This window comes from Pseudomonas sp. IT-P258, assembly GCF_949767825.1.
Taxonomy (GTDB): domain Bacteria; phylum Pseudomonadota; class Gammaproteobacteria; order Pseudomonadales; family Pseudomonadaceae; genus Aquipseudomonas; species Aquipseudomonas monachiensis.
Map to the genome: position 1 here is coordinate 138,370 of NZ_CATKPU010000076.1, position 13,304 is coordinate 151,673.

Consider the following 13,304-nt stretch of genomic DNA (forward strand, 5'->3'; position numbering starts at 1 on the left):
GAATGACGCCCGGTTCGGGCATTATGTCGTCCTCTGTTATGAGCCCGGATGAGGATATGAGCCGTTATCAACCACCGCTGACCTTGACGACGAAAATGTTGTCGCTGATCGCCGATATCAGCGAACAGATCGGTCAGCTTACGGCTATGGACGAACGCCTGCAGACACCTCAGTTACGTCGTGGCAATCGGATTCGAACGATTCAGGCTTCTTTGGCCATCGAAAACAATTCGCTGAGCATCGAGCAGGTGACTGCCGTTCTGGCAGGGCAGCGTGTGCTGGGGTTGCCTCGGGAAATCCAGGAAGTACGAAATGCGTTTGCTGCTTACGAAGCCATGCCTGATTGGCAGCCAAGTAGCCGGACCGATTTACTGCGTGCCCATGAATTGCTGATGGGCGGATTGATTGATGAATACGGGCAGTTTCGTCGAACCGGCGTGGGTATCTATCGTGGCGATAAGTTGATCCATATGGCGCCGCCGCCGAGTCGCGTTGTGCACTTGATTGATGATTTGTTGGCGTGGCTTGGTGCCTCGGACTGGCATCCGCTGATTACCAGCTGCGTCTTTCATTATGAATTTGAGTTCATCCATCCCTTCGCTGACGGTAACGGACGTATGGGACGCCTTTGGCAAACCCTGATACTCAGTCAGTGGCGCCCGGTATTATCTTATTTGCCGGTTGAGGCCGTGATTCGGGATCAGCAGGAGGCGTACTACGCGGCATTGTCGGCGGCCGATCTTTTGGCCGAATCAACGCCTTTCGTAGAGTTCATGTTGCGAGCCATGAGCCTTGCACTATCGGAGGCGGTACAGGGTGAGCCAGAAATCGACCCAGTAACCGACCCAGTAAGCGACCCAGTAGAGAAGTTGCTTTCTGCGCTGCATCTTAACGGTCCGCGAAAGATCAGCGAATTGATGGCTGACATCGGATTGGTGCACAAGGCGACCTTTCGGACTAACTATCTCAGGCCTGCATTAGCGGTCGAATGGATAGAGATGACCCATCCTGAGTCGCCAAGTAGTCCAGCACAAAAGTATCGCCTGACCCAGCTTGGAAAACAGGTCTTCGCACGGCTCAAGTCGGCAAAGAAATTCTGAGCAACAAAAAAGCCCGCATCTGTGATGCGGGCTTTTTTTGCGGGTCGATTTGAATCATTGATCGTCGAAATACCGCTCATGCCAGTCCACGATCGGCTGTGGTGAATTGAGCTTCTCGCCATAGATCACCGAATACGACAGCACGTTTTGCACATACTGGCGGGTTTCGTCGAACGGAATGCTTTCCACCCACACGTCGAAACTCAAGTGATCGGCGCCGCGCAGCCATTGGCGCACTCGGCCGGGGCCGGCGTTGTAGGCGGCGGAGGCGAGGACGCGGTTGCCGTTGAACTGGCTGTGCACCTGGCTCAGATACGCGGCGCCGAGCTGGATGTTCTTGTCCGGATCCAGCAGTTGCTGTGGCGAGCTGTAGGGAATGCTGAACTTGCGCGCGGTTTCCTTGGCGGTGGCGGGCATCAGTTGCATCAGGCCCGAGGCGCCGACCCCGGAGCGGGCGTCGTCCATGAACGCACTTTCCTGGCGGGTGATGGCGAACGCCCAGCTCGGATGCAGGCCGCGGTTCTTCGCTTCACGCACCAGCGTATTGCGGTGGGCCATCGGGAAACGGATATCCAGGTCATCCCAATACTGGGCCTGACTGATGGTGCGGATCGCCGGGAAATACCATTTCAGGTCGTAGGCCAGTTTGGCCTGGGCGACCATCTCGTCGCGGCTGAAGTGGCGGCTGACGTGGTACCACTCGCGGCGACCGTCGACAATTTGCCCGCGAGCGTGCAGTTCAAGGGCGCGACGCACGCCGGGAGTGTTGCGCACCTTGTTGATGGTGGCCTGGCTGAGTACCAGCGGTTTGTTGAGCAGCGAGTAGGGCGACTGTGAGCGATCGGCGGCGAGGAAGCCATAGAAGTCGCGTTCGCGGGCCAGGTTTTTATAGAGTGTCTGCGCTTCCGGATTCTGCGGTTGCGCCAGTTCCAGGCTGCGGGCCTGCCAGTAACGCCAGCGGTTGGTGGTGGCCAGGTCCTGGGGCAGGCGGCGGGTCAACTGGTAGGCATCGTCCCAGCGCGCCAGGCGCAGGAGCAGGCGCAGGCGCCATTCGGAAACCGTGTTGTCGCGCAGTTCCGGATCGTATTTGGTCATGACGTCCAGGGCACGACCGTCGAAACGTTTGGCGAGGCTCAGCCCGATTTCCCGGGCGATCGCGACTTTTTCATCCCGGGAGAAATGCATGCTGCTGGCGTAACCGTCGAGCAGGTTCATGGCCCTGTCCGGATCCTGGCGAGCCAGGCGGCGCAGGCCGAGGCTGACCACGTCGGACATGGCTTCATCGGCCGGGGCGAAGCGTGACGGCTGGTTGAGCAGTTCCGGTTTCTGCGCCACGTCCACCAGCAAGCGACCGCGAGGTGCGAGGGTGGTCATGCCATTGACCAGGCTGTTGGCCAGCGGATAGTTGCGCGCCTGGGCGGCGAGTTTCGCGCGTTCCCAGCGTTTTTGCTCGGTCAACTGGCCATCGGCGGCCCACATGCCGAACAGGGCATCGCAGGCTTCGGGCTGGGATTTGCCGGTCAGCCAGAGCTTTTCAGTGTTGGCATAACCTTCGGCCTTGAGGTTGTGGCTGATCTGGTACTGCGCATTCAGGCAGTCCAGTTCGGTGAAGTTCATTTTCGGGTCGTAATACTTGACGAAGGTCGCCCAATCGCCCCGGTCTGCCAGCCAGCGCAACCAGCGCAGTTTCATCCAGTTGGCCTGGGGCAGGTCGCCGTGTTCGGCGAGGAATTTCTCGATTTCGGCGTTGCTCGCGGTTTTCAGGCGCGCGGTCAGCTCGTCGTACGCCAGGTAGGGTTCCAGCGGATAATCGGCGAGGGCCTGGCTGTAACGGAAATACGGGCCGCTATCGCCCTTGGCCAGGGCGCGCTTGGCTTCATCGTAATACTGGCGTTGGGTGGACAGGTCCACCGCCTGGGCGGATTGAACGGCAGCGGCAGACAGTAAAAAAGCAGATAAAAGATTGAAAAGGCGACTGCGCATGAGACGTCCGGGCAGAGAAAAATCATGACAAGCGCGGGCCAGGCCCGCGCTGAATTGTCTGTAGCTTAGCCTTTTGCCAGCAGCCGGTGAAAGCTTTGCGGGTCTTACCGCATCAGTTCGCAACATTTGTCCTTCAGAGTGCTGCGAGAGTGAAATTGCCGGCCTTCTGAAGCCTCAAGTCAGGTAGAATGCGCGCCCGGTTTTTGGAGAAGCTCATGACCCTGCTCAAATTCAGCGATGTGTCCCTTGCTTTCGGCGCTATGCCGTTGTTGGACAAGGTGTCCTGGCAGATCGCCCGTGGTGAGCGGGTGTGCATCATCGGCCGCAACGGCACTGGCAAGTCCAGCATGATGAAGCTCGTCAAGGGCGACCAGAAGCCCGATGACGGCTCCGTTTGGCGCGCACCCGGGCTCAAGATCGGCGAATTGCCGCAAGAATTGCCGGTGGCCGACGAGCGGACAGTGTTCGACGTAGTGGCCGAAGGCCTGGATGGTGTTGGCGCCTTGCTCGCCGAATATCACCACCTGAGCCAGAATATCGTCACCGACGCCGATCTGGACAAACTGATGCACGTCCAGCACGACCTCGAAGCCCGCGATGGCTGGCGTTTGCAGACCCTCGTCGACAGCACCTTGAGCCGCCTGCAACTGCCGGCCGACAAGACCCTCGCCGAGTTATCCGGCGGCTGGCGTCGTCGCGTCCTGCTGGCCCAGGCCCTGGTGTCCGAGCCGGACCTGCTGCTGCTCGACGAACCGACCAACCACCTGGACATCGGTGCCATCGCCTGGCTTGAAGAAGCGCTGAAGGATTTCCAGGGCGCCGTGCTGTTCATCACGCACGACCGTTCTTTCCTGCAGAACCTGGCAACCCGCATCCTCGAACTGGATCGCGGTGGCCTGATCGACTGGAACGGCGACTACGCCAGCTTCCTGGTGCACAAGGAAGCTGAACTCGCTGCCGAAGCCACTGCCAACGCGCTGTTCGACAAGCGCCTGGCCCAGGAAGAAGTGTGGATTCGCCAGGGCATCAAGGCCCGTCGCACCCGTAACGAAGGTCGTGTCCGTGCACTGAAAGCCTTGCGCGTCGAGCGTAGCGAGCGTCGTGAGCGTACCGGCAAGGCCAACATTCAGCTCGATACCGCCGACAAGTCCGGCAAGCAGGTCATGGTGCTCGAGAATGTGAGCTTCGCTCACCCGGGCGGGCCGTTCCTGATCAAGGACTTCTCCATGGTGCTGCAGCGTGGCGACCGTATCGGCCTGCTTGGCGCCAACGGTACCGGCAAGACCACGTTGCTGAAGTTGATGCTCAGCGGTCTGCAACCGACCAGCGGCAAAGTGGAAGAGGGCACCCGGATCGATGTCGCCTACTTCGACCAGTTGCGCCATCAGCTGGACCTGGAAAAGACCGTGATCGACAACGTGGCCGAAGGTCGCGACTTCATCGATATCGATGGCCAGAGCCGCCACGTGCTGAGCTACCTCGGCGACTTCCTGTTCAGCCCGCAGCGTGCCCGCACGCCGGTCAAGGCGCTGTCCGGTGGTGAGCGTGCCCGTCTGTTGCTGGCCAAGCTGTTCAGCAAGCCGGCGAACCTGCTGGTACTCGACGAACCGACCAACGACCTCGACGTCGAAACCCTCGAATTGCTCGAAGAGGTCTTGCTGACCTTCAACGGCACCGTACTGATGGTCAGCCACGACCGGGCATTCCTCGACAACGTGGTTACCAGCACTCTGGTCTTCGAAGGTGAAGGCAAGGTTCGCGAGTACGTCGGTGGCTATCAGGACTGGCTGCGTCAGGGCGGCTCGCCGCGCCTGCTGGGCGTGACCGAGAGCAAGTCCGGCAAGGCCGACCTGAACTCCGCGGTGGTGAAGGCCGAGCCTGCGCCGGTTGCGGCAGCGGTCGAAGCGCCAGTGGCAAAGAAAAAGCTCAGCTACAAGTTGCAGCGCGAGCTGGAAGCGTTGCCGGGGCAGATCGAAGCCATGGAGCAGCAGATTGCCGCCGTTGAAGCGCAGATGGCGGATGCCGGTTTCTACCAGCGTCCTGCGGCCGAAACGGCAGCGGTGATTGCTCAGTTGGAGCAATTGCAGGCTGAGCTCGACATCATGGTCGAGCGTTGGGCCGAGCTGGATGCCTGATTGATCCTGCAATAAAAAAGCCCGGCGCTCAGTGATGAACGCCGGGCTTTTCATATGCAATGCGATCTGCGGGCTGCCGTAGATCCAATGTGGGAGCAAGCCCGCTCCCACAATGATTTGTGTTGTCAGCTTTTGGTTTGCAGGCGTACAGCAAGCACATCGCAAGGCGCGCCGTGCAGCACGTCATTGGCGGTGGAGCCCAGCAGCAGTGCCAGGCCGTGCCGGCCATGGCTGCCCACCACGATCAGGTCGCAGGTTTGCTCCTTGGCCAGGTGGTGGATCTCCTGGCGTGGCTGGCCGTAGGTCAGGTGGCTGTATTCCCTGGAGAGCTCCGGATATTTCAGGATCAGGCGGTCAAGACGCTCCTTGGCCTGATCGAACTGCTGTTGTTGCAGTTGTGACAGGTCCATCGGCACGTCGCCGCCGAAGGCCATCGCCATCGGCTCGACAATGTGCACCAGCGACAATTTCGCACCGTTGCTCACCGACAGTTCGCGAGCGCGGTGAATCACAGGGTCGCACTCTTCGGTCAGATCTACAGCGACCAGAATATGGTTGTAGGGCATGAGGTGCTCCTCCTGAGGGATGCAATATTGGTAAGTATGGCTGGTTTCAAGCGCATTGGTTCCAAAGTGACACAATGGGCTCATTCAAATTCGGGAGTACAGATATGACGGTCTGGATAGTAGTGTCAATCCTGTTGGTGGTGCTGAGCCCACTGGCATGGTTGCGGCCGTCGCGAGTTCAGAGCGGGCGCATAGCCTTGCGGATGGAGGCCCGGCGCATCGGACTGGCCATGCAATTGGCACCTCAGGAGTGGCCACACTGGCTCAGCCAGGAGCCGCCGAGCCCTTGCGCCCAGTACCATCGTCCGCGGCGCGGCCGTCAGCCGGCGTGCTGGAGTTACTGGCAAAAATCACCGGGTGTCTGGGTCAATCAGTGGCAGGAAATCTGTGAAGATCGTTCGTTGCTCGATCATTTCGAAAAATTGCCAGGCAATGTCTTCAAGGTCGAGGCCGACAAGCAAATAATCGCCTTGTATTGGGGCGAGAAGGGCGAGGCCGAGGTTTTGCAACGGATCGATGCCACCCTCAAGGCGCTGGCCTGACACCGCAGCCAGTAAAAATCATCAGGCAATAAAAAGCCCGACAAAATCATCGGGCGGGTTGGCCAGGCAGGCCGGTAATCGGTGTTGGCTGATCTTACGCTGGGCATTCGCCAAAAGCGTTCACAATTTTCCTCCAAGTTTCGCCAGCGTAGCTTGTTAAACACGGGCTGCAGCGAATTAGGGCGAATTTTCTAACAATTGATTCTATGAATGACCTTGCATGTTTCGGCGTGTTTAAGGTCTTCGCAGTACGGATATGACCGGAAAGTCGCGTTTCAACCCGTGTTTTGGGCGATTGACAATTGTCGGAAATTCCGTGAAGGTGACGTACCCAAATCAAACGGGCGTATGAATTGAGCGTTTGTATTTCAGACCGCTCCTACAGAATCCCGACTATCGCGTTGGCGGGTGTGCCGGGGGAATGGGCGTAGCATTGACGATCAACGTCCCTGCCAAGCCGTTCGCCTGCGTCCGACGTGTACTGTTCAGCTTCCATATCGTGGAGATCAGTTGATGATTTACGAAGGTAAAGCCATCACGGTTAAGGCTCTTGAAAGTGGCATCGTCGAACTGAAGTTCGACCTCAAGGGTGAGTCCGTCAACAAGTTCAACCGTCTAACCCTGAACGAACTGCGTCAGGCCGTAGACACCATCAAGGCAGATGCTTCGATCAAGGGCGTGATCGTCAGCAGTGGCAAGGACGTGTTCATCGTCGGCGCCGACATCACCGAATTTGTCGACAACTTCAAGCTGCCGGATGCAGAACTTGTTGCTGGCAACCTCGAAGCCAACAAGATTTTCAGCGATTTCGAAGACCTCAACGTCCCGACTGTTGTTGCCATCAACGGCATCGCATTGGGTGGCGGTCTGGAAATGTGCCTGGCGGCGGACTACCGCGTCATGTCCACCAAGGCCAAGATCGGTCTGCCGGAAGTCAAGCTGGGCATCTACCCGGGCTTCGGCGGTACTGTGCGCCTGCCGCGCCTGATCGGTGCCGACAACGCCATCGAGTGGATTGCCGCCGGCAAGGAAAACCGTCCTGAAGACGCGCTGAAAGTCGGCGCCGTCGACGCAGTGGTAGCTCCTGAGCAGCTGCAGAACGCCGCGCTGGAACTGATCAAGCGCGCCATCTCCGGCGAGTTCGACTACAAGGCCAAGCGCCAGCCGAAGCTGGAAAAACTCAAGCTGAACGCCATCGAACAAATGATGGCTTTCGAAACCGCCAAGGGTTTCATTGCTGGCCAGGCTGGCCCGAACTACCCGGCGCCGGTTGAAGCGATCAAGACCATCCAGAAAGCCGCGAACTTCGGTCGCGACAAGGCGCTGGAAATCGAGGCTGCCGGTTTCGTCAAGCTGGCCAAGACCTCTGCCGCGCAGAGCTTGATCGGCTTGTTCCTGAACGATCAGGAACTGAAGAAAAAGGCCAAGGCCTACGACGAAATCGCCAAGGACGTGAAGCAGGCTGCCGTACTGGGCGCCGGCATCATGGGCGGCGGTATCGCCTATCAGTCGGCTTCCAAAGGCACGCCGATCCTGATGAAGGACATCAACGAGCACGGTATCGAGCAGGGTCTGGCCGAAGCCGCCAAACTGCTGGTTGGCCGCGTTGACAAAGGTCGCATGACCGCCGCGAAAATGGCTGAAGTGCTCAATGGCATTCGTCCTACCCTGTCCTACGGTGATTTCGGTCACGTGGACCTGGTGGTCGAAGCGGTCGTCGAGAACCCGAAGGTCAAGCAAGCGGTACTGGCTGAAGTCGAAGACAAGGTCAAGGAGGACACCATCCTGGCGTCCAACACCTCGACCATTTCCATCACCTTGCTGGCCAAGGCCCTCAAGCGTCCGGAAAACTTCGTCGGCATGCACTTCTTCAACCCGGTGCACATGATGCCGCTGGTGGAAGTGATCCGTGGCGAGAAGTCCAGCGAGTTGGCGGTTGCCACCACCGTTGCCTACGCCAAGAAAATGGGCAAGAACCCGATCGTCGTCAACGACTGCCCGGGCTTCCTGGTCAACCGTGTCCTGTTCCCGTACTTCGGCGGTTTCGCCAAGCTGGTCAGCGCCGGTGTGGACTTCGTCCGTATCGACAAGGTCATGGAAAAATTCGGCTGGCCTATGGGCCCGGCCTACCTGATGGACGTGGTCGGCATCGACACCGGTCACCACGGTCGTGACGTGATGGCTGAAGGCTTCCCGGACCGCATGAAGGACGACCGTCGCTCGGCCGTCGACGTGCTCTACGAAGCCAAGCGCCTGGGCCAGAAGAACGGCAAGGGCTTCTACGCCTACGAGACCGACAAGAAAGGCAAGCAGAAGAAAGTCGCCGATCCTTCGGTACTGGAAGTGCTCAAGCCGATCGTTTACGAGCAGCGCGAAGTCACCGACGAAGACATCATCAACTGGATGATGATCCCGCTGTGCCTGGAAACCGTGCGTTGCCTGGAAGACGGCATCGTCGAAACCGCTGCCGAAGCCGACATGGGTCTGGTCTACGGTATCGGTTTCCCTCCATTCCGTGGCGGTGCGCTGCGCTACATCGACTCGATCGGTGTGGCAGAGTTCGTTGCCCTGGCTGACCAGTACGCTGACTTGGGCGCGCTGTACCACCCGACCGCGAAGCTGCGCGAAATGGCCAAGAACGGCCAGAGTTTCTTCGGTTAAGCGCCCCCAACTAGAGTGAGAGTGAACTTATGAGCTTGAATCCTAGAGACGTCGTGATTGTCGACTTCGGTCGTACTCCGATGGGCCGCTCCAAGGGCGGCATGCACCGCAACACCCGCGCCGAAGACATGTCGGCGCACCTGATCAGCAAACTGCTGGAACGTAACGTCAAGGTCGACCCGAACGAAGTCGAAGACGTGATCTGGGGCTGTGTGAACCAGACCCTGGAGCAGGGCTGGAATATCGCGCGCATGGCGTCGCTGATGACCCAGATCCCGCACACCTCGGCCGGCCAGACCGTCAGCCGCCTGTGCGGCTCGTCCATGAGCGCACTGCACACTGCCGCGCAAGCGATCATGACCGGCAACGGTGACGTTTTCGTGGTGGGCGGCGTCGAGCATATGGGTCACGTGAGCATGATGCACGGTGTCGATCCGAACCCGCACATGTCGCTGTACGCGGCGAAAGCCTCGGGCATGATGGGCCTGACCGCGGAAATGCTGGGCAAGATGCACGGCATCACTCGCGAGCAGCAGGATGCTTTCGGCGTGCGCTCCCACCAACTCGCCCACAAGGCGACCGTGGAAGGCAAGTTCAAGGACGAAATCATCCCGATGCAGGGCTACGACGAGAACGGTTTCCTGAAAACCTTCGACTACGACGAAACCATTCGTCCGGAAACCACCCTGGAAAGCCTGGCGGCTCTGAAGCCGGCGTTCAATCCGAAGGGCGGCACCGTGACAGCCGGTACCTCGTCGCAGATCACCGATGGTGCCTCGTGCATGATCGTGATGTCGGCGCAGCGCGCACAGGACCTGGGCATCCAGCCTCTGGCGGTGATTCGTTCGATGGCGGTGGCAGGTGTGGATCCGGCAATCATGGGCTATGGTCCAGTACCGGCCACACAAAAAGCATTGAAGCGCGCGGGTCTGGGTATCTCCGACATCGACTTCTTCGAGCTCAACGAAGCTTTCGCCGCACAGGCCTTGCCAGTGCTGAAAGATCTGAAAGTGCTCGACAAGATGAACGAGAAGGTTAACCTGCACGGCGGCGCGATCGCCCTGGGCCACCCGTTCGGTTGCTCCGGTGCGCGTATCTCCGGCACTTTGCTCAATGTGATGAAGCAGAATGGCGGTACCTTCGGGGTAGCCACCATGTGCATTGGTCTCGGCCAAGGCATCTCCACCGTCTTCGAACGCGTTTAAGCGTCTCGTTGATGGAAGCCGGGGCCAAGTGCCCCGGTTTTTGTTTTTCCGGATTTATTTTTGTTTTTATTTTGAAAAAATTCAGTGAGGGCCAAAGCATGCCGATACAACCTGGGCTCTACCAACATTACAAAGGTCCGCAGTACCGCGTATTCAGTGTTGCGCGGCATTCGGAAACCGAAGAAGAAGTGGTCTTCTATCAAGCCCTGTATGGCGATTACGGCTTTTGGGTGCGTCCCTTGAGCATGTTCCTGGAGTCCGTCGAAGTTGACGGCGAACAGGTGCCACGCTTTGCTTTGGTGCAGGCCGAAGAAAGCCTTTTCAACAAGCCATAAGCTGGGTGCGCGCAAAACCCTGCGCTTGACCTCACCTTGTTGCCACTATATATAGCGGTGCCGCGTCAGGCGCCAACCGCCTTTCACTTCTCGAATTCAGGAATTTTCTGATCCATGGGCAAATCGCTGGTCATTGTGGAATCCCCGGCTAAGGCCAAGACCATCAACAAGTATTTGGGCAACGAATACGTGGTGAAGTCGAGTATCGGCCATATCCGAGACCTGCCCACCAGCGGTTCGGCTAGCGCCAGCAAAGAGCCAGCCGCCAAGCGCGGCAAGGCTGCCGCGGGTGAAGTGCCGGCACTGTCGCCGAAAGAAAAAGCGCGCAAGCAGCTGGTCGCTCGCATGGGGGTCGATCCGGACCATGGCTGGAAAGCCAAGTACGAGATCCTCCCGGGCAAGGAAAAGGTCATCGAAGAGCTGCGCCGGCTCGCCAAGGATGCTGACACCATCTATCTCGCAACCGACTTGGACCGCGAGGGGGAAGCCATTGCCTGGCACCTGCGCGAAGCCATCGGTGGTGACGACACCCGCTACAAGCGCGTGGTGTTCAACGAAATTACCAAGAAGGCGATCCAGGAAGCCTTCTCGAAGCCAGGCGAACTGGATATCGACCGCGTTAACGCCCAGCAGGCGCGTCGTTTCCTCGACCGCGTCGTGGGCTACATGGTTTCGCCGCTGCTGTGGGCCAAGATCGCTCGCGGTCTGTCTGCCGGTCGCGTGCAATCGGTTGCCGTGAAGCTGGTGGTCGAGCGCGAACGTGAAATCCGTGCGTTCATCCCGGAAGAGTACTGGGAAGTCCACGCCGACCTCGGCACCGCCAAAGGCGCGACCGTGCGTTTCGACGTGGCTCGCGAAAAGGGCGAAGCCTTCAAGCCGCTCAACGAAACCCAGGCCATGGCTGCACTGGAGAAGCTCAAGGCTTCCAGCTACAGCATCGTCAAGCGCGAAGACAAACCGACCAGCAGCAAGCCGTCGGCGCCGTTCATCACCTCCACCCTGCAACAGGCCGCGAGTAACCGCCTGGGCTTCGGTGTGAAGAAAACCATGATGATGGCCCAACGTTTGTACGAAGCCGGCTACATCACTTATATGCGTACCGACTCCACCAACCTTTCGGTTGATGCCGTGGCGATGGCGCGTACCTATATTGAAGGCGAGTTCGGCAAGAAGTACCTGCCGGAAACCCCGAACGTCTACAGCAGCAAGGAAGGCGCACAAGAGGCTCACGAAGCGATTCGTCCGTCCGACGCCAATACCGAGCCAAGCAAGCTGTCGGGCATGGAGCGTGACGCTGAGCGCCTCTACGAGCTCATCTGGCGCCAGTTCCTCGCTTGCCAGATGCTGCCGGCGCAATACCTGTCGACCACGGTCACTGTGGGTGCCGGCGACTTCGAGCTGCGCGCCAAGGGCCGCATCCTGAAGTTCGACGGTTACACCCGCGTCATGCCGCAAATCGCCAAGCCAGGCGATGACGACGTACTGCCGGACATGGCCCAGGGCGACGCGATGAAGCTGATCAAGCTTGATCCGACCCAGCACTTCACCAAGCCGCCGGCGCGTTACTCGGAAGCCAGCCTGGTAAAAGAAATGGAAAAACGCGGCATCGGTCGTCCTTCGACCTACGCGGCGATCATTTCGACCATCCAGGACCGCGGCTACGTGGCGCTGCACAACCGTCGTTTCTACTCGGAGAAGATGGGTGACATCGTCACCGAGCGTCTGGCGGAGAGCTTCTCCAACCTGATGGACTACGGTTTCACCGCCGGCATGGAAGAGCATCTCGATGACGTGGCCCAGGGCGAACGCGACTGGAAAAACGTGCTCGACGAGTTCTACGGCGACTTCAAGAAGAAACTCGAAGTAGCCGAAAGCCCGGAACACGGCATGCGCGCCAACCAGCCCGTCATGACTGACATTCCGTGCACCACCTGCGGCCGGCCGATGCAGATCCGTACCGCGTCGACCGGTGTGTTCCTCGGTTGCTCGGGCTACAGCCTGCCGCCGAAAGAGCGCTGCAAGGCCACCGTCAACCTGGTGCCGGGCGACGAAATCGCCGCGGACGACGAGGGTGAGTCGGAGTCGCTGGTGTTGCGTGGCAAGCATCGCTGCCCGATCTGCAGCACGGCGATGGATGCCTACCTGCTCGATGAAAAGCGCAAGCTGCACATCTGCGGTAACAACCCGGATTGCGATGGCTACGAAATCGAAGAGGGCACTTATCGCATCAAGGGCTATGAAGGTCCGAGCCTGGAGTGCGACAAGTGCGGTAGCGAGATGCAGCTCAAGACCGGCCGTTTCGGCAAGTTCTTCGGTTGCACCAATGCTACTTGCAAGAACACCCGCAAGCTGCTGAAGAGCGGTGATGCGGCGCCGCCGAAGATGGATCCGGTGAAGATGCCTGAGCTGAAATGCGAAAAGGTCAACGACACCTACATCCTGCGCGACGGTGCATCCGGTCTGTTCCTGGCCGCCAGCCAGTTCCCGAAAAACCGCGAGACCCGTGCTCCGCTGGTGATGGAAATCATCCCGCACAAGGACGAGATCGATCCGAAGTATCACTTCCTCTGCGAAGCACCGAAGAAAGATCCGGATGGCCTCCCGACTGTGATTCGTTACAGTCGCAAGACCAAGGAGCAGTACGTGCAGACCGAAGTCGACGGTAAGCCGACTGGCTGGAAAGCGTTCTACGACGGCGGCAAGTGGACGGTCGAAGACAAGCGTCCGGCTGCGAAGGCGTAAAGCGTCGCGGCACTGAAAAGGCCGCATGAGAACCC

At 59.1% G+C, this 13,304-nt stretch carries 9 protein-coding genes; 7 read left to right on the forward strand and 2 right to left on the reverse strand.

From position 1 onward, the window contains the following. The first annotated feature begins 56 nt into the window (after positions 1-56). Positions 57-1,100, forward strand: coding sequence for a Fic family protein (locus tag ACM6G4_RS23180; protein WP_056722307.1), 1,044 nt, complete (start codon positions 57-59; stop codon positions 1,098-1,100). A 54-nt stretch (positions 1,101-1,154) separates the two neighbouring features. Here ACM6G4_RS23180 and ACM6G4_RS23185 read toward each other — a convergent pair whose 3' ends face one another. Further along, a complete protein-coding gene (locus ACM6G4_RS23185) occupies positions 1,155-3,083 on the reverse strand; it encodes a transglycosylase SLT domain-containing protein (RefSeq protein WP_056721990.1) in 1,929 nt (642 codons plus the stop codon). Between the two features lie 215 nt (positions 3,084-3,298). On the opposite strand from ACM6G4_RS23185, the gene ACM6G4_RS23190 reads away from it, so the two are divergent. Next, on the forward strand, positions 3,299-5,218 hold the full coding sequence (locus ACM6G4_RS23190) for an ATP-binding cassette domain-containing protein (protein ID WP_056721991.1): 1,920 nt from the start codon (positions 3,299-3,301) through the stop codon (positions 5,216-5,218). 125 nt (positions 5,219-5,343) lie between these two features. On the opposite strand, the gene ACM6G4_RS23195 is transcribed toward ACM6G4_RS23190, so the two are convergent. Continuing rightward, complete coding sequence (locus ACM6G4_RS23195) at positions 5,344-5,784, reverse strand: universal stress protein (RefSeq protein ID WP_007974054.1); 441 nt, start codon at positions 5,782-5,784, stop codon at positions 5,344-5,346. 104 nt (positions 5,785-5,888) lie between these two features. Between ACM6G4_RS23195 and ACM6G4_RS23200 the strand changes: the two genes are divergently transcribed. From ACM6G4_RS23200 to topA, 5 genes are all read left to right on the forward strand, one after another. Continuing rightward, positions 5,889-6,326 (forward strand): hypothetical protein, encoded by a 438-nt coding sequence (locus tag ACM6G4_RS23200; RefSeq protein ID WP_056721993.1) that lies wholly within the window; start codon positions 5,889-5,891, stop codon positions 6,324-6,326. Between the two features lie 513 nt (positions 6,327-6,839). Continuing rightward, positions 6,840-8,987, forward strand: a complete 2,148-nt coding sequence (fadB, locus tag ACM6G4_RS23205) for a fatty acid oxidation complex subunit alpha FadB (RefSeq protein ID WP_414914692.1) — start codon at positions 6,840-6,842, stop codon at positions 8,985-8,987. A 29-nt stretch (positions 8,988-9,016) separates the two neighbouring features. Further along, on the forward strand, positions 9,017-10,192 hold the full coding sequence (gene fadA, locus ACM6G4_RS23210) for an acetyl-CoA C-acyltransferase FadA (protein ID WP_008023006.1): 1,176 nt from the start codon (positions 9,017-9,019) through the stop codon (positions 10,190-10,192). 98 nt (positions 10,193-10,290) lie between these two features. Then, entirely contained in the window at positions 10,291-10,527 is a 237-nt protein-coding gene (locus ACM6G4_RS23215; RefSeq protein WP_008050054.1) for a DUF1653 domain-containing protein, read from the forward strand. Between the two features lie 114 nt (positions 10,528-10,641). Then, complete coding sequence (gene topA / locus ACM6G4_RS23220) at positions 10,642-13,269, forward strand: type I DNA topoisomerase (protein ID WP_046041393.1); 2,628 nt, start codon at positions 10,642-10,644, stop codon at positions 13,267-13,269. Positions 13,270-13,304 lie beyond the last annotated feature (35 nt).

Excerpts from the sequence above, each read along its gene's own strand:
- ACM6G4_RS23180 (WP_056722307.1), top strand. The coding sequence starts at position 57 with ATGAGCCGTTATCAACCACCGCTGACCTTGACGACGAAAATGTTGTCG.
- ACM6G4_RS23185 (WP_056721990.1), bottom strand. The coding sequence starts at position 3,083 with ATGCGCAGTCGCCTTTTCAATCTTTTATCTGCTTTTTTACTGTCTGCC.
- ACM6G4_RS23190 (WP_056721991.1), top strand. The coding sequence starts at position 3,299 with ATGACCCTGCTCAAATTCAGCGATGTGTCCCTTGCTTTCGGCGCTATG.
- ACM6G4_RS23195 (WP_007974054.1), bottom strand. The coding sequence starts at position 5,784 with ATGCCCTACAACCATATTCTGGTCGCTGTAGATCTGACCGAAGAGTGC.
- ACM6G4_RS23200 (WP_056721993.1), top strand. The coding sequence starts at position 5,889 with ATGACGGTCTGGATAGTAGTGTCAATCCTGTTGGTGGTGCTGAGCCCA.
- fadB (WP_414914692.1), top strand. The coding sequence starts at position 6,840 with ATGATTTACGAAGGTAAAGCCATCACGGTTAAGGCTCTTGAAAGTGGC.
- fadA (WP_008023006.1), top strand. The coding sequence starts at position 9,017 with ATGAGCTTGAATCCTAGAGACGTCGTGATTGTCGACTTCGGTCGTACT.
- ACM6G4_RS23215 (WP_008050054.1), top strand. The coding sequence starts at position 10,291 with ATGCCGATACAACCTGGGCTCTACCAACATTACAAAGGTCCGCAGTAC.
- topA (WP_046041393.1), top strand. The coding sequence starts at position 10,642 with ATGGGCAAATCGCTGGTCATTGTGGAATCCCCGGCTAAGGCCAAGACC.